Annotated in this window: 24 protein-coding genes and 1 pseudogene; 10 read left to right on the top strand and 15 right to left on the bottom strand. The window is 66.2% G+C overall.

The genetic code is table 11. The features are described 5' to 3' along the window. The first annotated feature begins 131 nt into the window (after window positions 1-131). Complete coding sequence (locus WFQ67_RS20950; RefSeq protein WP_213628743.1) at window positions 132-440, top strand: hypothetical protein; 309 nt, start codon at window positions 132-134, stop codon at window positions 438-440. A gap of 208 nt (window positions 441-648) precedes the next feature. On the opposite strand, the gene WFQ67_RS20955 is transcribed toward WFQ67_RS20950, so the two are convergent. Beyond that, on the bottom strand, window positions 649-1,047 hold the full coding sequence (locus WFQ67_RS20955) for a transcriptional regulator (RefSeq protein ID WP_213628742.1): 399 nt from the start codon (window positions 1,045-1,047) through the stop codon (window positions 649-651). 152 nt (window positions 1,048-1,199) lie between these two features. On the opposite strand from WFQ67_RS20955, the gene WFQ67_RS20960 reads away from it, so the two are divergent. Together WFQ67_RS20960 and WFQ67_RS20965 are read left to right on the top strand one after the other, a co-directional pair. Next, window positions 1,200-2,969: a S8/S53 family peptidase gene (locus WFQ67_RS20960; RefSeq protein WP_337058073.1), complete on the top strand. Its 1,770-nt coding sequence runs from the start codon at window positions 1,200-1,202 to the stop codon at window positions 2,967-2,969. A gap of 66 nt (window positions 2,970-3,035) precedes the next feature. Beyond that, window positions 3,036-3,329: a hypothetical protein gene (locus tag WFQ67_RS20965; protein WP_337058074.1), complete on the top strand. Its 294-nt coding sequence runs from the start codon at window positions 3,036-3,038 to the stop codon at window positions 3,327-3,329. Between the two features lie 9 nt (window positions 3,330-3,338). Here the strand turns inward: WFQ67_RS20965 and WFQ67_RS20970 are convergent, their stop codons facing one another. From WFQ67_RS20970 to WFQ67_RS20985, 4 genes and pseudogenes are all read right to left on the bottom strand, one after another. After that, the gene (locus tag WFQ67_RS20970) at window positions 3,339-4,067 is read right to left on the bottom strand and encodes a substrate-binding periplasmic protein (protein ID WP_337058075.1); all 729 of its coding nucleotides are present in this window, start codon (window positions 4,065-4,067) and stop codon (window positions 3,339-3,341) included. 81 nt (window positions 4,068-4,148) lie between these two features. Further along, on the bottom strand, window positions 4,149-5,204 hold the full coding sequence (locus WFQ67_RS20975) for a haloacid dehalogenase-like hydrolase (RefSeq protein ID WP_213628739.1): 1,056 nt from the start codon (window positions 5,202-5,204) through the stop codon (window positions 4,149-4,151). A 171-nt stretch (window positions 5,205-5,375) separates the two neighbouring features. Next, a pseudogene (locus WFQ67_RS20980) lies at window positions 5,376-5,594 on the bottom strand (DUF1294 domain-containing protein); the annotation flags it as partial. 41 nt (window positions 5,595-5,635) lie between these two features. Continuing rightward, on the bottom strand, window positions 5,636-6,970 hold the full coding sequence (locus WFQ67_RS20985; protein ID WP_337058076.1) for a DEAD/DEAH box helicase: 1,335 nt from the start codon (window positions 6,968-6,970) through the stop codon (window positions 5,636-5,638). A 200-nt stretch (window positions 6,971-7,170) separates the two neighbouring features. On the opposite strand from WFQ67_RS20985, the gene WFQ67_RS20990 reads away from it, so the two are divergent. Further along, window positions 7,171-7,716, top strand: coding sequence for a dihydrofolate reductase family protein (locus WFQ67_RS20990; protein ID WP_213628738.1), 546 nt, complete (start codon window positions 7,171-7,173; stop codon window positions 7,714-7,716). Beyond that, entirely contained in the window at window positions 7,713-8,129 is a 417-nt protein-coding gene (locus WFQ67_RS20995) for an NUDIX hydrolase (protein ID WP_173176444.1), read from the top strand. The genes WFQ67_RS20990 and WFQ67_RS20995 overlap by 4 nt, the downstream gene beginning before the upstream one ends. Here WFQ67_RS20995 and rarD read toward each other — a convergent pair. From rarD to WFQ67_RS21010, 3 genes are all read right to left on the bottom strand, one after another. Continuing rightward, window positions 8,122-9,036, bottom strand: a complete 915-nt coding sequence (rarD, locus tag WFQ67_RS21000; RefSeq protein ID WP_213628736.1) for an EamA family transporter RarD — start codon at window positions 9,034-9,036, stop codon at window positions 8,122-8,124. The genes WFQ67_RS20995 and rarD overlap by 8 nt on opposite strands. Before the next feature lie 378 nt (window positions 9,037-9,414). Further along, window positions 9,415-10,014 carry an FMN-dependent NADH-azoreductase gene (locus WFQ67_RS21005; RefSeq protein ID WP_173176440.1) on the bottom strand — a complete coding sequence of 200 codons (600 nt, stop codon included), beginning with the start codon at window positions 10,012-10,014 and terminating at the stop codon, window positions 9,415-9,417. A gap of 172 nt (window positions 10,015-10,186) precedes the next feature. Next, window positions 10,187-10,501: a 3-phosphoglycerate kinase gene (locus WFQ67_RS21010; protein WP_111260638.1), complete on the bottom strand. Its 315-nt coding sequence runs from the start codon at window positions 10,499-10,501 to the stop codon at window positions 10,187-10,189. A gap of 104 nt (window positions 10,502-10,605) precedes the next feature. Between WFQ67_RS21010 and WFQ67_RS21015 the strand changes: the two genes are divergently transcribed. The 5 genes from WFQ67_RS21015 to WFQ67_RS21035 all read left to right on the top strand — a co-directional run bounded on the left by WFQ67_RS21015 (window position 10,606) and on the right by WFQ67_RS21035 (window position 15,411). After that, window positions 10,606-11,532, top strand: a complete 927-nt coding sequence (locus WFQ67_RS21015; RefSeq protein ID WP_111260637.1) for a LysR family transcriptional regulator — start codon at window positions 10,606-10,608, stop codon at window positions 11,530-11,532. 13 nt (window positions 11,533-11,545) lie between these two features. Then, window positions 11,546-12,346, top strand: a complete 801-nt coding sequence (locus tag WFQ67_RS21020) for an alpha/beta fold hydrolase (RefSeq protein WP_263153128.1) — start codon at window positions 11,546-11,548, stop codon at window positions 12,344-12,346. A 2-nt stretch (window positions 12,347-12,348) separates the two neighbouring features. After that, window positions 12,349-12,903 carry a peptidylprolyl isomerase gene (locus WFQ67_RS21025; RefSeq protein ID WP_337058077.1) on the top strand — a complete coding sequence of 185 codons (555 nt, stop codon included), beginning with the start codon at window positions 12,349-12,351 and terminating at the stop codon, window positions 12,901-12,903. Between the two features lie 54 nt (window positions 12,904-12,957). Next, window positions 12,958-14,787 carry an ABC transporter ATP-binding protein gene (locus WFQ67_RS21030; protein WP_337058078.1) on the top strand — a complete coding sequence of 610 codons (1,830 nt, stop codon included), beginning with the start codon at window positions 12,958-12,960 and terminating at the stop codon, window positions 14,785-14,787. 360 nt (window positions 14,788-15,147) lie between these two features. Further along, window positions 15,148-15,411, top strand: a complete 264-nt coding sequence (locus tag WFQ67_RS21035; protein ID WP_337058079.1) for a DUF2790 domain-containing protein — start codon at window positions 15,148-15,150, stop codon at window positions 15,409-15,411. A gap of 21 nt (window positions 15,412-15,432) precedes the next feature. Here the strand turns inward: WFQ67_RS21035 and WFQ67_RS21040 are convergent, their stop codons facing one another. The 7 genes from WFQ67_RS21040 to WFQ67_RS21070 all read right to left on the bottom strand — a co-directional run bounded on the left by WFQ67_RS21040 (window position 15,433) and on the right by WFQ67_RS21070 (window position 22,013). Continuing rightward, complete coding sequence (locus WFQ67_RS21040) at window positions 15,433-16,563, bottom strand: GNAT family N-acetyltransferase (RefSeq protein WP_337058080.1); 1,131 nt, start codon at window positions 16,561-16,563, stop codon at window positions 15,433-15,435. A 331-nt stretch (window positions 16,564-16,894) separates the two neighbouring features. Beyond that, window positions 16,895-18,226, bottom strand: a complete 1,332-nt coding sequence (locus WFQ67_RS21045; protein WP_021219276.1) for an OprO/OprP family phosphate-selective porin — start codon at window positions 18,224-18,226, stop codon at window positions 16,895-16,897. 270 nt (window positions 18,227-18,496) lie between these two features. Further along, window positions 18,497-18,730 (bottom strand): anti-sigma factor family protein, encoded by a 234-nt coding sequence (locus WFQ67_RS21050; protein WP_337058081.1) that lies wholly within the window; start codon window positions 18,728-18,730, stop codon window positions 18,497-18,499. Continuing rightward, window positions 18,724-19,335, bottom strand: a complete 612-nt coding sequence (locus WFQ67_RS21055) for an RNA polymerase sigma factor (RefSeq protein WP_337058082.1) — start codon at window positions 19,333-19,335, stop codon at window positions 18,724-18,726. Before WFQ67_RS21055 ends, WFQ67_RS21050 begins: the two co-directional genes overlap by 7 nt. Continuing rightward, the gene (locus WFQ67_RS21060) at window positions 19,335-20,456 is read right to left on the bottom strand and encodes a beta-ketoacyl-ACP synthase III (protein WP_337058083.1); all 1,122 of its coding nucleotides are present in this window, start codon (window positions 20,454-20,456) and stop codon (window positions 19,335-19,337) included. The genes WFQ67_RS21055 and WFQ67_RS21060 overlap by 1 nt, the downstream gene beginning before the upstream one ends. A 514-nt stretch (window positions 20,457-20,970) precedes the next feature. Continuing rightward, window positions 20,971-21,402 carry an HIT family protein gene (locus tag WFQ67_RS21065; protein WP_337058084.1) on the bottom strand — a complete coding sequence of 144 codons (432 nt, stop codon included), beginning with the start codon at window positions 21,400-21,402 and terminating at the stop codon, window positions 20,971-20,973. Between the two features lie 113 nt (window positions 21,403-21,515). Then, complete coding sequence (locus tag WFQ67_RS21070) at window positions 21,516-22,013, bottom strand: hypothetical protein (RefSeq protein WP_337058085.1); 498 nt, start codon at window positions 22,011-22,013, stop codon at window positions 21,516-21,518. Window positions 22,014-22,169 lie beyond the last annotated feature (156 nt).

A 22,169-nucleotide genomic window follows, 5' to 3' on the forward strand; every position in this document is an offset into this window, starting at 1 on the left:
AGGCGCTGGGCACTGTCCAGGCAGGACAGGCGACTCACCAAATCGGCCGCCTGCAGTTCGTCACCCCGGCGGAACCGCGTCCCCCCATCCCGCTGTCCACCCTACTCAACGCACTGCAGCGGGAGACTGCCATGACCACGCCAATCAGCCTGGACAACGCCATGCGCCTGGCCACCGAAGCCTTCCTGCCATACGGCTGCAAGGCCCTGGCCCACGAGGAGGACGACAGCTTCAGCCTGACCGTGACGGACCTGCAGGGGCAGCGGGTCCTCGACATCGGCCACATCCGCAGCACCCAGTACGCCAACCCGGTGCGCCTGGCGGGCGTCCTGGAACAGGCGCGGATGGACCTCGTGCACCAGGGCCGCAACCTCGATCCCTGGGCCATGCCCTTCATCCCCGACCCGGAAGTGCTGCCGGAAACCCCGCCGAACTATTGATGCGATCGGCAGGCAGGGGCGTGCAGCTTGGCTGCAGAGCGCAGCAAGGCCCAACGCCCCGACAGCCCGGGGCCCGCTAAGCCTGATGCGCCGAACGGCGGGTTTCGCGGCGATGTACCCACCCTACACAGCGGTGGACCCCGTGCCTGCCGGGGCATTGCATGGGCGATGCAGGGGCGACTTCAGTCGCCCAGCGCCGCCTGAGCCATCACGCCCGCGCCGCCCTCGCCGCCAACTCGTCGAACACCTCGGGCGTCAGCGCCGCTTCGCCCTTCTCGTCCAGCAGCTCGCGGAATTGCAGGTTGGCCGGCAGGCTGCTGTTGATCAGCTCCTGCAGGCGGCTGCCGCGCTCGGTCAGGACGAAGTTCTCGCCGTTGCCCCCCGCGCTTTCCGGTCGGTGGTCGATGTAGCCGCCCTCCAGCAGGAAGCGCTCGTAGTCCGCCGCGAGCATCTTCAGGTGGTCCAGGGTGCCGCCCACCGGCTGCCCGGCGGCCTGCCGTCGCTCGGCCAGTTCGGCGGCGTATTCGCGCGGGGCGAAGTTGACGTTGGCCGACTCCTGCACCTTGTGCAGCAGCAGCTCGATGAGTTCCCAGTCGTAGCTTTTCATGACGTCACTCCAGGCGTGGGGAAGAGGGGTCCTATGGTGTCCGACTGCCCCGGCTCGCCCCGGGTTCGACCTGAAGGGCGAACGGTCGGCCTGAACGAAAAGCGCAGCCGGGCAGTCGGAACAGCAGGACAACCGCCACGGAGGCCAGCCCGATGCCGCTGCACCGCCACCCGCTCATCGCCCTGCTCCTTGCCCTGGCCAGCCCCTTCGCCAGCGCCGACGAACCGCTGCGCCTCGAAGGCCTGCAGCGCTGCGGCGACCTGCTCGAGCGCCAGCAGCAGGACTGGTGCCTCAAGGTCAGGGGCCTGGGCGACGCCATGCCGCAACTGCTGCTGGACGGCAAGCCGCTGCCACAAGGCGCGGTGACCCGCAGCGCGGGCGGCCTGAAGCTGCGCCTCGAACAGGATCACGACAGCGGGCCGCTCTGGCTGCAGGACGGCCCGCGCGCCAGCAATCCCGTGTGGCTGTCGCGGGGGGACAGCCACGTGCTGCCCGCCCGCCCGGACGAGGTGGCGAAGAACATGGACGGGCTGACCACCTATGTCGACCTCATCAGCCTGCTGATCGAGGAAAGCCACGACGGCCGCAAGGAAGCCGAGCGCCTGGCCGGCAAGTACGGCGCCCAGGTCGTGGGCGCCATCCCGCCGCTGAACACCTACCAGTTGCGCCTGCCGGTGAAGAACCTCACCGAGCGTGACGCGCTGATCCTGCGCATCGGCAGCGAGACCAGCGTCGATGCCGTGGTGGTGGAGGAATCCGCTCCGGAAAAGGGCGAGGAAGCCGAGGCCGTGCGCAAGGAGCCGGAGAAGCCCGGCAAGGACTCGGACGAGTGGGCCGCCAATCGCTTCATGGACGCGGTGAACTACTACCAGCGCCGCATTCCCGCCCGCCAGTCGCCGGTGGACACCCGCCCGCTGCGCATCGGCGTGATCGAACGCAACGTCGACTTCGACGCCCCCGACTTCGCCGACTACCTCGGCGGCTGCAAGGGCGGGCAGCCGCGTACCTGCCTCTACGCCCGCGACGCGGACGAGCCCGACAACCATGGCTCCACCGTGGCCGGCATCCTCGCCGCGCGCTGGGACAAGGGTGGCAACACCGGTTTCCTGCGCGGGCTGGACAAGGCCAGCAACGGCTTCGAGGTGATAGTCGAACGCAACTCCGACGCCGGCATCACCGCCAATGTCGCCGCCTCGGTGAACCTGGTGGAAGACGGGGTGCGGGTCCTCAACTGGAGCTGGGGCATCCACCGCGTCGGGGCGAAGAACGTGGAGGGCGACGAGGTCGATTCCCTGGTGCGCTCGGGCATCGCCATGAGCGGCTACGAGGAACTGCTGGAGGAGTTCTTCCTCTGGCTGCGCAAGGAGCACCCGGACGTGCTGGTGATCAACTCCGCCGGCAACGGCGCCTCGTTCTCCGGCACGGACGAATACCGCCTGCCCTCCTCCTTCATCACCGACCAGTTGCTGGTGGTCGGCGGGCACCAGCGCAGCGAGCGCGATGACGTGGGCGTCGACGACCCCGCCTACGTGGTCAAGCGCGACTCCTCGAACATCGACATGCGCGTGGACATCACCGCCGCCGCCTGCGCCCGCGCCTCGACCCGCCGCGCAGACGAGACGGGCGAGGTGCACTGCGGCACGTCCTACGCCACGCCGCTGGTCACCGGCATCGTCGCCGCCATGCTCTCGATCAACCCGCGCCTGCAGCCCGAGCAGGTGCGCATGCTGCTACGCCGCAGCGCCATGACCATAGGCGGCGACTACGACTTCGAGCCGATGGATGCCGAGGACCTCACCGCGCCCATCCTGCCGTCGGAGCGCAACTACCAGTTGAACGACAAGGACGTGGGCCGCTCGGCACGGCTGGACATGCAGAAGGCCCTGGACCTGGCCGTGCAGAGCCGCGACCGGGTGCGCTGAAGCCTGAACCTTTGCCGCGCGCGGGCGCTCAACCCTAGTGAATGCGATGCACCTGGAGGAGACACCATGAACCGTCTACTGGCATTGAGCGCCACCTTGGCCCTGCTCGCCCCCCTGCCCGCCCTGGCCGCGTGCGGTGCCGACGAGGCCACCGCCAAGCGCGAGCAACTGGCAGCCGAAGTGCACCAGGCCACCGATAGCGACCCAAAGAAGGCCCGGCAGGTCAACGAAGCGCTGAAGCACGAGAAGCTCAAGACGGACTCCCGCGAGGGCGACGACGAGTGCGATGTCACCGAGCAGCGCAAGCAGGAAGTCGACAAGGCCGGCGACGCGAGCGACGCCCGGCAGAAGCAGCCGTGATCGGATGGTTCAATAGCGCTCGTACTTCTTCTCGATGGCGCGGTACTCGCCGCTGTCGCGGATCTGCTGCAGGCCCTTGTTGAACCGGTCCCGCTGGTTGGCGTGGACGAAGCCGACCTTGTAGTCCGTGGGCGGGAACAGGTCGTACCAGATGATGGACTGGCTGATATCCACCTGGGAGACCACCTCGCGATTGAGGTAGTTGATGATGCGCTTGTCGCCGATAGCGACGTCGATGCGCCCCGCATAGAGCAGGCGGTTGCGGGTGATCTGCTGGGCCTCCTCGCGGTAGCGCGGGTTGTTCTCGGCCATGCGCTGGAACTCCTCGCCCAGCAGGAAGCGCGCCCGCTGGAAGGCGCTGACCGAGTACTTGCCCAGATCCGCTATGGAATCGATGCGGTAACCATTGCCGGCAAGGGCGATGGCGTAGTTGTGGTACTGGATGTACACGTCGGAATAGAACGCCTGGACGCCGCTGCGCTCGCTGGTGCTGGCGATGCCGTCCAGCTCGCCACGCCCCAGCAGCAGGTGCAGGCGCTCCATCGGCAGGTAGTGGTACTGCAGGGTGAAGCCGGCCGCCTTGGCGGCAGCCGTGACGATTTCCAGCTCGAGGCCGCGGTCCTCGCCCTCGTAGACATAGGGCGGCTTCTGCGTGCCGAACCCAAAACGCAACTCCTCTCCCATGGCAAGCCAGGGAAGCCCGAGCAACAACACGCCAACCAGCAGCCCTCTGCCCATGCCACCCCCTTGCGCTACAGCTCGCAGCATAGCCGCTGGCGATACGGTTGCGCAGGGGGCGGCCCCGTGACGGAGGGTCGGTTACTGGATTTCCTCGGGCGTCACCACCACCCAGTTGCGGTCGGCGGTGACGGGCAGGCCGAGCTTCGCCTGCTGCTCGGCGTTCTTCTTCTGCATGGCGGTGATCTGGTCCATGTACTTGGCCTTGCGGTTCACCCAGACGCGCAGGCCGCCCTTCTCCACGTCGGTGCCGTGGAAGAGCATGTAGCCATCGCTGTCAGGGGTATCGCCGCCGACCAGGATGGGCTTCTTCCACTGGTCGATATAGGTGAGGATCGCCGCCTGCTTGCCGGCCATCCAGGTCGCCGGGGTCCACAGGTAGGGGGTGATCTCCAGGTCGAGGTTGGCCTTCTCGTCGTACTTGCCTTCCTCGATCTGCTTGCGTGCGGTGGTCAGCGCGCCGGTCTTGCGGTCCTTGAGCAGCGTGGTGACGCCGATGACGTTCTCCGGCTTCACGTTGTAGCCGTACCTGGGATCGGCGGCGACCATGCGCACCAGCTCCTCCAGCGCGGCGGTCATGATGTACACCTCGATGCCGTTCTCGCGCAGCTTGTTCATCAGCTCCTGCTGGCCGGTGAACAGCCTGGGCGGGTTGATCTCGATGGTCTTCACCTCGTCACCCTCGTAGTAGGTGGCGGGGACCGGCTTGCCGGAGGCCAGCAGCTCGTCGACGTAGCCCTTCAGCTCGCGCAACGTGAAGCCGGAGAACACCTGGGCCACCCAGGGGTAGCAGACCAGGTCGTCGAGTTCGCAGAGGCGGTAGTAGTAGCTGTTGAGGCTTTCCTTGTGGCCGTTCACGTCCTTGAACGGGATCAGCTTGAGCGAGGGGTCGAGCTTCTCGCGGGTCAGCACGCCCTTGGCCTCGAGGAACGGCAGCAGCGACTCCTCCAGGTCGTAGCGGTAGCTGGTGTTGTCCATGTCGAACACCGCGTAGGCGCCCTTGTTGGCGTTGGCCGCGATCAGCGCATCGAGCTGCTTGGCGGCGGGCGCCGGCCAGTGCTTGAGTTCGGTGGCGAGGGTGGTGCCGGCCAGGCCCATGCACAGCGCGGCGGCGAGAATCGTCTGGGTGAGCTTCATCGTGTCGGGGTTCCCTGCGGTGGATGAGCGTGTGGGGAGCAGCCTCGCTCCAGCCCATCGACCCTAGCAAAACCCCGCAAGCACGAGCGGACCATTTCCGACGCCGACCATCCTCGCAGCGGCGCAGCCGGGGGTTCAGCGCCCCAGCAGCCACCACCCGAGCACGCCCAGGTGCAGGGCGACGATCGACCAGAACTTCACCTGGTAGGACAGCTTGCGATTCTTGTGACGGATCAGCCGCTGCGCCAGCAACCCGCCCGGCCAGCCGCCGAGCAGCTCGTAGAGGTGCAGGCGCGACTCCGGCGTGCGCTGGGCACCGGCGACGGCGAAGCGCTTGTCGCGCCAGTAGGCAATGAAGCAGACCGTGCTCATCGCCAGGTAGACCAGCAGCAGGCCTTGCGCCGCTGCCGGGACCGTGAAGCCGGCGAGACTCACTCGGCAGCGGGCTTCTTGCGCTTGAGCGGGGCCAGGCCGTCGGCGCTGACCACCTTGGACTCGTCGCGGCGCGGGCCGGAAGGCTTGCGCTTGGCGGCCGGCTTGGCCGAGGCCTTCTTGTCGCCCGCCTTCTTGTCGGTCTTTTTCTTCTTCACGCCGGCAGCCTTGCCGGAGGCCTTGACCTTCTTCGGGCCGCTGTAGCTGCCCTTGAGCTCCTTGATCACGCGGCGCTCGAAGCTCTGCTTGAGGTAGCGCTCGACGCTGGACATCAGGTTCCAGTCGTTGTGGCAGATCAGCGAGATGGCCAGGCCCTCGCCACCGGCACGCCCGGTGCGGCCGACACGGTGCACGTACTCGTCGCCGGAGCGCGGCATGTCGAAGTTGATCACCAGGTCCATGCCCTGGATGTCCAGGCCACGGGCCGCCACGTCGGTGGCCACCAGCACCTTGGTGCCGCCCTCGCGCACGCGGTCGATGGCCAGCTTGCGGTCCTTCTGGTCCTTGTCGCCGTGGAGCACGAAGGCCTTGTAGCCGGCCGCCACCAGGTGGCCGTAGAAACGGTCGGCCTGGGCGCGGGTGTTGGTGAAGACGATGGCCTTCTGGTAGTCCTCGTTGGCCAGCAGCCAGCGCGCCAGGGCTTCCTTGTGGGCGATATCGTCGGCGGTGATGATCTGCTGGCGTGTGGACTCGTTGAGCTGCTCGACGCCATTGAGGCGCAGGTGCAGCGGGTCGTTCAGCACCTTGGCCGACACCTCGCGCAGCGCCGCGCCGCCGGTGGTGGCGGAGAACAGCAGGGTCTGCTTGCGGTTGGCGCACTCGGCGGTGATGCGCTGCATGTCCTCGGCGAAGCCCATGTCGAGCATGCGGTCGGCTTCGTCCAGCACCAGCACTTCCACTTCCTTGAGGTCGACGGTGCCGGAGTTGAGGTGCTCGATCAGGCGCCCGGGGGTGCTCACCAGCACGTCGGGCAGCTTGCGCAGCATGGCGGCCTGGACCTTGAAGTCCTCGCCGCCGGTGACGATACCGGACTTGATGAAGGTGAACAGCGAGAAGCGCTCGACTTCCCTCAGCGTCTGCTGGGCCAGCTCGCGGGTCGGCAGCAGGATCAGCGAGCGGATGCGCTCGCGGGGCTTGGCCTCGCCGATCAGGCGGTTGAGCAGGGGCAGCACGAACGCCGCGGTCTTGCCGCTGCCGGTCTGGGCGGTGACGCGCAGGTCGCGCCCTTCCAGCGCCGGGGGGATGGCCGCCTGCTGCACGGGCGTCGGTTCGGCAAATTTCAGCTCGGCCACGGCCTTGAGCAGACGTTCGTGCAGGGCGAATTGGGAGAACACGGGTGCTACCTCGATCGAAAGCTTGAAAAACAGCTGCATAGGTTAACGGTTGTCGCGCCCGAACGCCCGAATTCTGTGCGCCTCGCGGTAATTTCCCGACGTTGCGGCGATTGCTGAACCCAAGGGGCCGTGCTCCACTCCAAACGCTTCAGTCCCCGACGGATTTCACCGCCGGCACAGCCTACCCGTCGGAGCCCCGCATGAGTGCATCGCTGATCTACTACGTCGCCGCCAGCCTGGACGGCTACATCGCCCGCCCCGACGGCAGCGTCGACTGGCTGCAACCGGTGGAACAGTCCGGCGACGATCACGGCTACGGCGCCTTCTACGACAGTGTCGACGGCCTGCTGATGGGACGCGGCACCTACGAGACGGTGCTGGCCATGGGCGGGGCCTGGCCCTACCCCGGCAAGCCCTGTACCGTGCTGACCCGCGCGGAGCTGGAGCCGGCAGCGCCGCAGGTGCGGATCGCCCATAGCACCCCGGCCGAAGCCCTGGCCGACCTCGCCGAGGCCGGCTGCCAGCGCGTCTGGCTGGTGGGCGGCGGTTCGCTGGCCGGCACCTGCTATGCGGCGGGCCTGATCGACGAACTGATCGTCAGCGTCATCCCGCACCTGCTCGGCGCCGGCATCCAGATGTTCGCCACGGGCCTTGAGCGCCGCCTGCAACTCCACGAACAACGCAGCTTCAGCACCGGCGTGGTGCAGCTGCACTACAAACTGCTGCCGGAAGCCCCCGTCACATGACCACCCTGATCCTCTCCGCCGCCTGCCTGCTCGACGACTCCCACCGCCTGCTGCTGGTGCGCAAGCGCGGCACCCGCGCCTTCATGCTGCCCGGCGGCAAGCGCGAAGCGGGCGAGTCCGCCCTCGCCGCCCTGCAACGGGAACTGCACGAAGAACTCGACCTGCAGATGGACGCCAGCGCGCTGCAGCCGCTCGGCCGCTTCCGCGCGCCGGCCGCCAACGAGCCCGATACCTGGGTGGATGCGGAAATCTTCGTCGCCCGCCTGCCGCACCCGGTGGAGGCGGCGGCGGAGCTGGAGGAACTGGCCTGGCTGGCCCCGGGCGCGACCCCGCCGGCCGAGCTTGCGCCCCTGCTGCGCGACCAGGTGCTGGCCGCGCTGGCCGAGCACCAGGCCGCCAACGCCCTCAGCTGAGGGCCCGGTTCGCCCGCTCCTGGCGCGCCTGCTTGCGCAGCAGCTGGGCGCTGTCCCAGCCAATCAGCAGCACCGCCAGCCAGATCGGCAGGTAGGTCCAGAACTGCGCCGGGTCGAACGCCTCGCCCAGGAACGCCACCGCCACGGCGAACAGCAGCACCGGCTCGACGTAGCTGAGGATGCCGAACAGCCCCAAGGGCAGCAGCCGGCTGGACGCCATCATCGCGGCGAAGGCCAAGGTGCCCAGCAGGCCCAGCCCGGGAATCAGCCACCACAGTTGCGGGGCCTGGACGAACGCGCCCTCCGGCCCGTGGGCGATGATCAGCCAGGCCGCCAGCGGTGCCAGCATCGCCATCTCCAGGATGAAGCCGGACAGCGCGTCCAGGCGCATCCAGCGGCGCAGCATGAAATACGGCGGGTAGCCCAGCGCGGTGACCAGGGTCAGCCAGGAAAACGCCCGGGTCATCCACAGCTCGTGGAGCACCCCGGCCATGGCACAGAGCACCGCCAGCAACTGCAACGGCCGCAAGCGCTCGTTATAGAAAAGGCGCCCACAGAGCACCATCACCAGCGGCAGCAGGAAATAACCGAGGGAAACCTCCAGCATCCGCCCCTGCAGCGGCGCCCAGAGGAACAGGCCCCACTGCAGCCCGATCAACAGCGCGGCCAACGGCAAGGCCGCCAGCAGCAGCGGTTCCCGGCACAGGCGCACGAGCACCTCGCGCAACACCGCCCACTGCCCCATCAGCGCCACCAGCAGCAGCACCGCCGGAATCGACCAGAGCACCCGCTGGGCGAAGATCTGCACGCCATCGAGCGGTGCCAGCTCGCGCACGTAGCCGGGCATCAGGGCGAACAGCACCGATGCGGTGAGTGACAGCGCGACCCCGCGCCCGGAGAGCCTCATGGCCACACCGCAACGCGTGGAGAGATGAACGAAGACATGGCAGGCCTCTGATTGCAGCCGGCGAAAATACCCGCTCGCCGCCACCAGGGAAAGCTTACCCACCCGCCTGCGGGCCCGCTGGGACCAACCCGGCATCGATGGGCCTGAAAGCGGCAACCTCCCCAATCCAGCCCGCAGGATGGGTCGGGCGGCGTTCCGCGAGCGAAGCGAAACCCATGCTGCTGCTCTCGTCTCAACTCCGCTTGGTGGAGGTAAAAAGCGACCTCCACCCTACGCCCGGGCCACCACCGTGCAGGGGTCTTTCGCGCGCCCATAAAAAAACCCGGCCATGGGCCGGGCAAGGGATATGCACAAAGGAGCGGGTGAAACGGTGGAGCCTCAGGCGACCTTGGCGACCAGCGCCTTGGCCTGGGCGATGCCCTTTTCCTGGAACTCGGTGCCCATGTTCATGCCCTCGGCATGGATGAAGGACACATCGTGGATACCGATGAAACCCAGCGCCTGGCGCAGGTAGGGCTCCTGGTGATCGAACGGGCCGCCGGCGTAGACGCCGCCTCGGGCGGTCAGCACATAGGCGCGCTTGCCGGTGAGCAGGCCCTGGGGGCCGGTCTCGGTGTACTTGAAGGTGACCCCCGCACGCAGCACGTGGTCCAGCCAGGCCTTCAGGGTGCTGGGGATGGCGAAGTTGTACATGGGCGCGGCCAGCACCAGCACGTCGGCGGCCAGCAGCTCCTCGGTCAGCAGGTTGGAGCGCTCCAAGGCGGCCTTCTCGGTCTCGCTGTGCTGGTCGGCAGGCTTCATCCAGCCACCGAGCAGGTCGGCGTCCAGGTGCGGCACCTGCTCCACGGCCAGGTCGCGGACGGTGATCCGGTCAGCCGGATGGGCGGCCTTCCACTGGGCGAGGAACGCCTGGGTCAGGTCGCGGGAAATGGAACCCTGCTGGCGGGCGCTGCTTTCGATCACGAGGACGTTGGACATGTTTGCTGCTCCATCGATTTGTAGGGGTGGGGATTCGATGGAGCGCAGGTTATCCAGACACAATTCGATAAAAAAGCGAATTAATCCGCTACTAACAATCGACAAAATTGATTTATAAAGAAGCCCTCACTAGGCTGGGGCCTTGTGCTGACTTCCTTTTAGGAGTTTTCGCCTAGGCAGGCTTGCAGGTGAGGCCGATGCGCAGACGGATGATGCTGCGGTTGAACTTGGCGGTGAGGTAGACGCTCTTGCCACCCTCGATCACCGCGCGACGGATCTTCGGGGTCTCCGGGCCGTTGGTGAAGCGCACCGTGCATTCGGCGCGGGCCTCGCCCAGGTTGTAGACGTTGATCGAACCCATGTTGTGATCGATGTCATCGGTCGTGTAGGTGATCTCGCTACCGTTGTATTGCTTCTCCACCTCGATGGGGTAGGCGAAGGCGGCGACGGGCAGGCAGGCCAGCAGGGCACAGAGCGTTCTTTTCATTGGAGGTCTCCAGCGCGGGACCGCCAGCTTACACAGAGCGTCAGGCGAGGTCATCGGCACGGCCGCATGTTTCCTGACCGATACACAAGAAGAAGGAGCAATGCATGAAAGCGCCCCGGGTAACCCTGGATCAGTGGCGGACCCTGCAGGCGGTGGTCGACCACGGCGGCTTCGCCCAGGCGGCGGAGGCCACCCACCGTTCGCAGTCGTCGGTCAGCTACACCGTGGCCCGCATGCAGGAACAACTGGGCGTACCGCTGCTGCGCATCGACGGACGCAAGGCCGTGCTCACCGAGGCCGGCGAGGTGCTGCTGCGGCGCTCGCGGCAACTGGTCAAGTCCGCCAGCCAGCTGGAGGAGCTCGCCCACCACATGGAACAGGGCTGGGAAGCCGAGGTGCGCCTGGTGGTGGATGCCGCCTACCCCACCGCGCGCCTGCTGCGCGCCCTGGCCGCCTTCATGCCGCAGAGCCGCGGCTGCCGCGTGCGCCTGCGCGAGGAAGTGCTTTCCGGCGTCGAGGAAGTGCTGCTCGAAGGCACCGCCGACCTCGCCATCACCGGCCTCAACATCCCCGGCTACCTGGGCACCGAGCTGTGCAACGTCGAGTTCGTCGCCGTCGCGCACCCCGACCACCCGCTGCACCGCCTGCAGCGCGACGTCACCTTCCAGGACCTGGAAACCCAGCTGCAGGTGGTGATCCGCGACTCCGGCCGCACCCAGCCGCGCGATGTCGGCTGGCTCGGCGCCGAGCAACGCTGGACGGTGGGCAGCCTGGCCACCGCCGCCAACTTCGTCAGCAACGGCCTGGGCTTCGCCTGGCTGCCACGCCACATCATCGAGCGCGAACTCAAGGAAGGCCTGCTCAAGCCGCTGCCCATGGACCAGGGCGGCACCCGGCACCCCGGCTTCTTCCTCTACGCCAACAAGGAGAAGGCGCTCGGCCCGGCCTCGCAGATCCTCGTCGAGCTGATCAAGACCTTCGACTCGGCGCCGCTCAACGCGCCCTTCGCCGCCCCCCTGCCCAACGCCTGAGGGAGAGACGCCCATGCCCTGGTTCGACAACGACGGCTGCCAGCTGCACTACGAGGAATACGGCCAGGGCGCGCCCCTGCTGCTGGTGCACGGCCTCGGCTCCAGCACCCGCGACTGGGAATACCAGGTGCCGGTGCTCGCCGCCCGCTACCGGGTGATCGCCCTCGACGTGCGCGGCCACGGCCGCTCCGACAAGCCCGAGGGCCCCTACGCCATCGCGGACTTCGCCGATGACGTCGCCGCCCTGATCGAACACCTGCAACTGCCACCCGTGCACCTGGTGGGCATCAGCATGGGCGGCATGATCGGCTTCCAGCTCGGCGTCGACCGCCCCGAACTGCTCAGGAGCCTGACCATCGTCAACAGCGGGCCCGAGGTGAAGCCGAAGACCCCGCGCGACTACTGGGAAATCGCCCGGCGCTGGACCCTCTCGCGCCTGATGAGCCTGGACACCATCGCCAAGGCCCTGGCACGCCTGCTGTTCCCCCGCCCTGAACAGGCCGAGCTGCGGCGCAAGGTGGAAGAGCGCTGGCCGCAGAACGACAAGCGTGCCTACCTCGCCTCCCTCGACGCCATCATCGGCTGGGGCGTGCGGGAACGCCTCGGCCGCATCACCTGTCCTACGCTGGTGATCACGGCCGACCGCGACTACACCCCGGTCGCGCAGAAGGAGGCCTATGTCAGGGAAATGCCCGACGCGCGCCTGGTGGTCATCGAAGACTCCCGCCACGCCACACCGCTGGACCAACCACAACGCTTCAACGCCACCCTCCTCGGCTTCCTCGAAGAAGTCGAGGCCAACAAGGAACGATGACAATGCTGAAGAAAATCGCCCTCGCGGCCTGCGCCCTGCTGTTCACCGCCAACCTCATGGCCGCCGAGAAGCCCCACGTGCTGATCAACACCTCGGCCGGCGAGATCGAGCTGGAACTCGACGACGCCAAGGCGCCGATCACCGTGAAGAACTTCCTCGACTACGTGGACGCCGGCTTCTATGACGGCACCGTGTTCCACCGCGTGATCCCCGGCTTCATGATCCAGGGCGGCGGCATGGACGCGTCCATGAACGAGAAGAAGACCCGCGCATCGATCAAGAACGAAGCCGACAACGGCCTGCACAACGTGCGCGGCACCATCGCCATGGCACGCACCCAGGCCACCGACTCGGCCACCAGCCAGTTCTTCATCAACCACCGCGACAATCCGGCCCTGGACCACGGCGCCCGCGGCTTCGGCTACGCCGTGTTCGGCAAGGTGGTGCGCGGCCTCGAGGTGGTCGACCAGATCGCCAACGTGCCCACCGGCAACCGTGGCATGCACCAGAACGTTCCGCTGCAACCGGTGGTGATCCTCTCCGCCAAGCGGCTCTGAACCACGGCGGCCCGCCAGCCTGGCGGGCCGCTCCCCGCGACAAGGACCCGAAGGATGTTTCGCCGCTTCGAACACCTGATCGACACCTTCAAACCCGCTCCCGACAGCATGCCGCCACGTGGCGTCGTGCAGTTCTACCTCCATTACCTGCGCCAGGTCTGGGGGGTGTTCGCGATCCTCCTGCTGGTGGGCCTGGTCGTCGCCCTGATCGACGTCGCCCTCTACAGCTTCCTCGGCCGCATCATCGACCTGGCCCAGCACAGCGCGGCCGACACCTTCTTCGCCGACCACTCGACCGAACTCATCTGGATGCTGGTGGTGGCGCTGATCCTGCGGCCGATCTTCAACGGCCTGCACGACCTGCTGGTGCACCAGAGCATCAACCCCAGCCTGACCAACCTGATCCGCTGGCAGAACCACCGCTACGTGCTCAAGCAGAGCCTGGCCTTCTACCAGAACGACTTCGCCGGGCGCATCGCCCAGCGCATCATGCAGACCAGCAACTCCCTGCGTGATTCGGCCGTGCAGGCGGTGGACGCCATCTGGCACGTGCTGATCTACGCCGTCAGCGCCCTGGTGCTGTTCGCCGAGGCCGACTGGCGGCTGATGATCCCGCTGCTGCTGTGGATCGCCGGCTACATCGCCGCGCTCTGGTACTTCGTGCCACGGGTCAAGCTGCGCTCGGTGGCCGCCTCGGATTCGCGCTCGCGGCTGATGGGGCGCATCGTCGACGGCTACACCAACATCACCACCCTCAAGCTGTTCGCCCACACCAGCCTGGAGGAGCAGTACGCGCGCGAGGCCCTCAGCGAGCAGGTGCACCGCGTGCAGCAGACCAACCGCATGGTCACCGGCATGGACGTGGTCATCACCACCCTCTCCAGCGTGCTGATCGTCGGCACCACCGGCTTCGCCCTGTGGCTCTGGACCCAGGACATCATCACCGTCGGCGCCATCGCCCTGGCCACCAGCCTGGTCATCCGCATCAACAACATGTCCGGCTGGATCATGTGGGTGGTCAGCGGCATCTTCGAGAACATCGGCCAGGTGCAGGACGGCATGCAGACCATCGCCCAGCCGCGCGCCGTACAGGATCAGGACGACGCCAAGCCGCTGCAGGTGCCGCGCGGCGAAGTGCGCTTCGAGCGCATCGGCTTCCATTACGGCAAGGGCCGCACGGTGTTCGAGGGGCTCGACCTGGAGGTCCGCCCCGGCGAGAAGATCGGCCTGGTCGGCCCCTCGGGCGCCGGCAAGTCCACCCTGGTCAACCTGCTGCTGCGCCTCTACGACCTGGACAGCGGGCGCATCCTGGTGGATGGCCAGGACATCGCCCACATCACCCAGGAAAGCCTGCGCGAGCAGATCGGCATGGTCACCCAGGACACCTCCCTGCTGCACCGCTCGATCCGCGACAACCTGCTCTACGGCAGGCCCGGCGCCACTGACGAGGAGCTCTGGGAGGCGGTACGCAAGGCCCGGGCGGCGGAGTTCATCCCCTACCTCTCCGACGCCCAGGGCCGCACCGGCTTCGACGCCCATGTCGGCGAGCGCGGCGTCAAGCTTTCCGGCGGCCAGCGCCAGCGCATCGCCATCGCCCGCGTGCTGCTCAAGGACGCGCCGATCCTGATCCTCGACGAAGCCACCTCGGCACTGGACTCGGAAGTGGAAGCGGCGATCCAGGAAAGCCTGGAGACCCTCATGCAGGGCAAGACGGTGATCGCCATCGCCCACCGCCTCTCCACCATCGCCCGCATGGACCGCCTGGTGGTGCTCGACCAGGGCCGCGTGGTGGAAAGCGGCAGCCACGCCGAACTCCTCGCCCAGCGCGGCCTCTACGCCCGCCTCTGGCACCACCAGACCGGCGGCTTCGTCGGGGTGGACTGATCGCAGCCCGAGCCCAGGCCCGACCTCCGCACGGTGGAGGTAAAGAGCGACCTCCACCCTACGTCACGGGCGACCCCGAGGCGGCGCACACGCAGGGTGGATGCCGCTTCACCCATCCACCAGCGGTGATGAACAAGGCTCCGATGTCGGTCCCAACCGCAGCTCGCTGTGGGTTTCGCATCGACAAACCTCTCTATCGATAGCGATGATCTCGACTACAACAACCATCAATTTCCGCGATGAAAGCGGCGGTGGTCATATAGGCCCCGTACAAAGCAGCAACCCAAACCCGTAGCAGGAAGCCATCGCGCACCGGGTTTCAGTTGAGGCTTTCCAACCGCCCATCGAGGAAAGATCAGCATGAAAATCGCAGCCGCCGTCACCGCCGTCCTCTCCAGCCTGGCCCCCGCCGTATTCGCCGCCGAAAGCCGCGAGCCGGGCGCCGACCTTACCGCCGTCGAATACCACTACGGCATGAGCGTGGACGTGCAGAAGGTCATCTACCGCACCGACAACACCAGCAAGTCCGGCGTCGTGCCCGTGGTGCTGGTCTACGAGGACAGCAAGGGCGAAGTGCACAAGATGAAGTTCCTGGAATGGGGTGGCAGCGTCAGCAACAGCTGATCGCCACCGGCAGACGGGGGCTCATTCCCCCGACTTGCGATACGGCAGCAGGCCCCGCGCTTCTTCGGCATAACCGAGGATCGCGGGGCGCTCCTGCTCCAGGAAGTCCGCCACCGCCTCGCGCAGGCCGGGGTGGACGAGGTAATGCCAGGAGCGGGTGATCACCGGTTCGAACCCCCGGATCAGCTTGTGCTCGCCCTGGGCACCGGCGTCGAAGCGGGGCAGCGCGCCAGCGATGGCCATGTCGATGCCCTGGTAGAAACAGGTCTCGAAATGCAGGCGGTCGAACTCCGCCAGGCAACCCCAGTAGCGCCCGTAGAGCGCCCCCGAATCCACCAGTGAGAAAGCCATCGCCACCGGCCGCGCGCCTTGCCTGGCCAGCACCACGCGAATGGCCTGGGGCATGCGTTCGGCCAGCAGGCTGAAGAACGCCCGCGTCAGGTAGGGCGCCTGGCCGCGCACCTCATAGGTGTTGGCGTAGCAGGCGTAGACGAAGTCCCAGTCCGCCTCGCTCAGTGCGCCCCCTTCGTGCCACTCGAAGCCGATGCCCTGCCCCGCCACCTGCTCGCGCTCCTTGCGCACCTGCTTGCGCTTGCGCGAGGAAAAGGTGTCGAGGAAGTCCTGGAAGTCCCGATAGCCCCGGTTGTGCCAGTGGTACTGGCAGCCCAGGCGCTCCAGCCAGTGCTCACGGCCCTGCAGGCGGGCATCGGCGAAGGCGTCGGTGAAGTTGACGTGCAACCCGGACAGCCCCGCCGCCTCCAGCTCGGGGACCAGCTCGTCGATCAGCGCCGCCGCAGCCTGGTCATGGCCCAGCAGGCGCGCGCCCCCCACCGGCGAGAAGGGCACGGCGGCCAGCAGCTTGGGGTAGTAGGGGATGCCGGCGCGCTGGCAGGCATCGGCCCAGCCCCAGTCGAACACGTACTCGCCATAGGAATGCGCCTTCACGTAGGCCGGCATCGCCGCGAGCAACTCGCCACCCGCGCCACGCAACAGGCGATGGGCCGGCCACCAGCCGCTGCGACCGCCGATGCTGCCGCTGTCCTCCAGGGTGGAAAGGAAGGCATGACGCAGGAAGGGCTGGTCGTCCTTCAGCAGGGCATCCCAGCTGGCGGCGTCGACTTCGGAAAGGCGGGAAAGGGTCTGGATCGGCATGGCGACCAGTCTGGCCTGCGGCGCCGGCGAAAAAAAGCCTGTCGCAGAGAATTCATCGACGATCTTCCTTCGCGGTTGAAACCGCTCCCACAAGAACATGCGCATCCACCGTGGGAGCGGATTCATCCGCGATGAGCCCAGAGGGCTGTGCCGTAGGTTGGCGCCGAGCGCAGCGAGGCCCAACGGAGCGTGGCTGGACCTCGCATCGTTGGGTTTCGCGCCTCTACCCAACCTACGACCCCTTGTCCCCTCTCCGGACATCGCGAAAGGCGCGCCCATAAAAAAGCCCCGCCGAAGCGGGGCTCAAGAAGGAGCGGATGAACGGTATTGCTTAGAACACGTACTGGGCGCGCACCACGAAGCCGTCGCCGCTGTCATCACCCACACGGTTGGTGAAGTGGTCGGTCTTGGCCTTGGTGTACATGCCGCTGATCTTCACCGCTTCGTTGGCGTACCAGTTCACACCGATGTTGTGAACCTTGGCTTCGGTGTCTTCGGCATCACGCAGGAAGGTCTGGTTGGCAGCAGCCAGGACGGCAACGTCGTTGTCAGCCGAGATGCTGTCGTAGCGGTAGTAGATTTCCCAGGCGCCGGTCTGCTTGTTGGCAGGCTTGATGGCGTCGAACTTGCCCATCTTGTAGCCACGCGCTTCACCGGTCAGGGTGTAGGCGGCCTGGACGTAGAAGCCATCGGCTTCCAGGTCGGACTGGGCGCCAGCGGAGTCGGTCTCGCGCTTCATCCACTCACCCTGGATGGAGAACGGGCCAGAGGCGAAAGCGGCTTCCAGGCCGAAGGCGGTGTCGTCGTCCCAGAAGGACGTGGCGGAGTTGGTGCCGGCCAGCACGGCGCGGTTGCCCAGGTTGCCGGAAGCGTTACCACCGTTGGTGTCCACGCCACGCATGCCCAGACGGGAGCGGTAGCGAACGTCGGCACCGGCCACGTCGTCCAGTTTGCGCTGGGCGAAGTTCACACCGAAGTGCAGCACGTTGCCGGCTTCGGCCATCGGTGCGAACACGCCACGGGCGTTGAACTGCTTGACGCTGTCGCCTTCGTCGTCGTTGGCATCCTTGCTGGTCAGGCTGGTGGAAACGTAGGCGTAGTTGCTGATCAGCGCCTGGACCTGAACGCCGAGGCCGTCCTGGTGGGTGTTGGCCCAGTCGATCACTTCGTTCATGGCGTTACGCTCGAGAGCGGTCACCCACTTGGAGCTGGTGGCTTTTTCCAGGCCGAAGTCGGGGTCGAAACGACCGACGCGGATGGTGATCGGGTTGAAGCCGGTGTAGCTGATGGAGGCTTCGTCGAAGTTACCGCTGTTGGCAGCACCGCTGCTGTTGCCGGAGTTCTCGGAGAAGTCATAGGCAACGGCGTAGGCCCAGTCGGTGTAGGCGATGCCGGAGAGTTCCAGGTAGGCGCGGCGGAAGTAGGCAGCGTCACCGGTGTCGCCATTGCGGGTGTACAGGCCATCGAAGCGACCGTAGTCGGCTTGCAGGCGGCCGCCCAGCTTGAAGGCGAAGGACTTGTCGGTGGTAGCGACTTCAAGGCCGCCCTTGGTCTTGATAACGATGTCGGTGCCGTCGGTGGTGACGGTACCAGCGAAAGCCTGGGCGGAAATGGCCAGGGCCATGGCGCTGGCGGCAAAACCGGCGAAGTGCTTACGGATCATCGAAGATTCCCCTGTTGGTCTTTAGTGCTGGAAAACACCCGAGCGTTGGGCTCGTTCGTGCTGGGGGGGAATGTTGGCGGGGGGTTATTTCAGCTCAGTTGCTTTTAGATAAATGTTTTATGACAGAGGAACTTTTTCATCGCCATTGGGAATATGGGAGAAACCGCTCTAGGCTGGGCTTTACAGCCAAGCGAAGCGGCAAGCTGTCGCAGCGTGGCATGCAACCGGATATGACAACACGACGAACATGTTACGGCGCGATGACCGGCTTCAGGGGGATTCGTGGCGTGCCCTGGCGAGCCGTTCTGCCAGGTTTTCATCACCGTCGGGAGCCGGTTCGGACAATTGCCTGAACACTGCTCGGGTGAGGTTCAACTGGGCGAGGAAGCGCCGGCAATGGGGGCAGATCAGCAGGTGCTGGCGCACGCCCAGGCGCTGCACGATGCCCAGCTGGCCATCGATGTAGTCGCTGGATCGGGCGACCAGCTCGCGGCAGTTCAGCATTGGCCCGTCTCCTCGAAGTGTTCCAGGGTGGCGAACAGCTTGAGGCGCCCACGATGCAGCAGCACCCGGACATTGGAGAGCGAAACCTCCAGCAGGTTACAGATCTCCTGCAACTCCAGGCCCTGGCGCTCGCGCAGCAGCAGCACGCTGCGCTGCAGGTCGGAAAGGCTCAGCAGGGTCTTCTCCAGACACTGGCGCAGCTCCTCCTCGGCGAGCAGGGCCTCGGGGGAGTCCTCGTGCCAGGCGGAGGGGGCGACCAGCCAGTGGCCGTCGGCGGCGAAGCGCGTGTCGTCCAGGGTGCCGTGGGGCGCGGGCAGGTCGTCGAGCAGGACTTCGCGGCGGCTCTGCTTGAGCCGGGTACGGGCGGTGTTGGCGACGATGGTCAGCAGCCAGGTCTTCAGGCTGGAGCGCTGCTGGAAGCTGTCCAGGCTGCGCACCACGGCGAGCCAGGCATCCTGCACCACCTCCTCGGCATGCCGGCCGCCGACGATGGCGAAGGCCACGGCGCGCATGGCGCCCTGGTAGGTATCGATGAGTTCGCGGAACGCCTGCTGCTGCCCCGCCCTGAGGCGCGGCAGCAGTTCGTCGTCCGCGGGAGCGGCCATCAACGCTTGCGCAGGATCACACTGCCGATGGAGTAACCGGCACCGAAGGAGCTGAGCACGCCCAGGGCACCGCTGGGCAGGTCGTCCTGGTACTTGTGGAACGCGATCACCGAACCGGCGGAGCTGGTGTTGGCGTAGGTGTCGAGGATCACCGGCGCCTCGTGGGCCTCGGCGTCGCGACCCAGCAGCTTGCGGGCGATCAGCAGGTTCATGTTGAGGTTGGCCTGGTGCAGCCAGAAGCGCTTCACGTCGGTGACCTCCAGCGCGTTCTCCTGCAGGTGCGCGGCGATCAGCTCGGCGACCATGGGGCAGACGTCGCGGAACACCTTGCGGCCTTCCTGCACGAACAGCTTGTCGCGGGCACCGATGCCCTCTTCCGCCGCGCGGTTGAGGAAGCCGAAGTTGTTGCGGATGTTGTTGGAGAACTGGGTCAGCAGCTTGGTGCCGACGATGTCGAACTGGTACTTCGAGGTGGCCTGGTCGGCACGCTCGATGATCACCGCAGTGGCCGCGTCACCGAAGATGAAGTGGCTGTCGCGGTCGCGGAAGTTCAGGTGGCCGGTGCAGATTTCCGGGTTGACCATGAGGATGGCGCGCGCCTGGCCGGTCTGTACGGCGGTGGTCGCCGCCTGGATGCCGAAGGTGGCCGAGGAGCAGGCGACGTTCATGTCGTAGCCGAAGCCCTGGATGCCCAGGGCGGCCTGGACCTCGATGGCCACCGCCGGGTAGGCACGTTGCAGGTTGGAGCAGGCGACGATCACGCCATCGATATCGGCGGCGGTGCGGCCGGCACGCTCCAGGGCCTGCTTGGCGGCTCCGACGGCCATCTCGCAGAGCACGCCCCATTCTTCGTTAGAGCGCTCGGGAATGCGCGGAACCATGCGTTGCGGATCGAGGATGCCGTCCTTGTCCATCACGAAGCGGCTCTGGATCCCCGAGGCCTTCTCGATGAAGGCGACGCTGGATTCGCTCAGCACCTCGACCTCGCCACGCTCGATGGCGGCGGCGTTCTCGGCGTTGAAGGCCTGGACATAGGCGTTGAAGGAAGCCACCAGTTCTTCGTTGGAGATGCTCTGGGACGGGGTGTAAAGGCCGGTGCCACTGATCACGACTTTGTGCACGGTCGATCCTCTCGGTACTGGGCTGTGGCGCGGCACAGCCGGTTGGGCAGTTGGTCACTGGACGAAGGCTCGGCCAGCATTGGAAAAAGGCTCATCCCGCTACGCGGGATGGAACAGCGAATCCTTGTTGTATCGGGGCGCCCTGGGGGCACGGCGGCAGGCGCGAGGGCCCTCTCACGGCTCGTCGCAGGATAGCAACGGCCCCGCGCGCAAGGCGCGAATTCTGCCACAGCGCGGCCTCTTCCGGGGTACCCGCGCAGCTGCGTCGGACCATCGGCCAGCGCAGGCACGAGTGCCCGGAAGCTCGCCCGGCGGGACTGAATGCGTCGACCAGGTAGGACTTATCCTACAAACGCCTCCGTTCATTGTGGTTATAGATGCTCGACGCGGCACCCAGGACACAGGTGGACGAGTGGGAAAATCGGCTTATATGCGGCTAAAAAAGCCAAATCGACCGCCCACAGGACGCGAACGGCCGCTTTCTCCGCCGGCCGCCCGCGACCTGCGACGGGCGTCAGAGGCGCTTGAGCAGACGCGCCTGCAACGCTTCCAGCTCCGCCGGATCGGCCTTATTGCTGGCGTGGATGCCCAGGGCCTCGCCCTCGAAGCGGGGGACGATGTGCATGTGGATATGGAACACCGTCTGCCCCGCCGGGGCCCCGTTGAACTGCGCCACCTGCACGCCGGCCGGCTCCAGCTCGTCCACCAGCACGCGCGCCAGGCGCTGCACCACGGCCATGACCTTGGCCAGCGCATCGGGGTCGATATCGAGGATGTTGCGCGCCGCCGAACGCTTGGGGATCACCAGGGTGTGGCCGTAGGACTGCGGGAAGATATCGAGGAAGGCGAGCACGTCGTCGTCCTCGTAGAGCTTGTAGCACGGGGCCTCGCCACGAATGATCTGGGCGAAGACGTTCTGCGGATCGTAAGTGCCGTGAAGGCTCATCGTGGCGCTCCATTTGCCGTTTGCTGACCGCGCACCTTAACGCCCGCCGCCGCCGGGTTGAACCCCCAGAGTGTCTAAATCCAACTGGAACAGCCTGCGCCTCGCGCCTATTCCTAATTCTGCCGCTCTAAAAGAGCGAGCTGAATCCGTAGCTCATCGAGCGGCTCTGCAAGCGTTCTTTTCTGTGGGCCGATGAGAGAAAAGCGATGTCGGCCGAGCGGCTTATTCACGACTTTGAACTGTTCAAAACCGGACTCGGCATCGCCATCCTCACCAAAGAGAACCGCCCACAATAAAGTGATGAACTTGCAGTGTTCCTCAGGAGGAATGCCGCATAGCAGGAGCCTGTCCTCAATCAAACTCTTCCGGGCATTGGGGTCTGTACTCAGGTAACCCAAGGAGTTTTTGACTTCCGTCGCGTCACTCACATCCAGTCGTTCGAATGTAGGCCGAACCAGGTTCTCTATTACGAGTTCACAGTGGCGCCGGTTGGTGTAATCGACCGCTCCCAGGACAAGCCCTTCTGCGTCCATCTCAGCAGCCAAGGCAAGCGGGCCAAGAAGCCTTGATGTGTAGTGTGGGTTTACAACCACCCGGGATTTTTTATCCATTGGATCAGTGTCCCCAGAGCTCCATTCTTGAAGTACCTTGCCTCAAACGCGCATTACTGGTTTCTGCCCTTTCCATACGCATCAACCCGTAGAGGCTGTTCCCAGTACAAGGTGGCAGTTTCGGCTCGACATCTTAAAGCTCTGCATCGCCCTGTC

It is taken from the genome of Pseudomonas sp. USHLN015, assembly GCF_037153275.1.
GTDB classification, from domain to species: domain Bacteria; phylum Pseudomonadota; class Gammaproteobacteria; order Pseudomonadales; family Pseudomonadaceae; genus Metapseudomonas; species Metapseudomonas tohonis.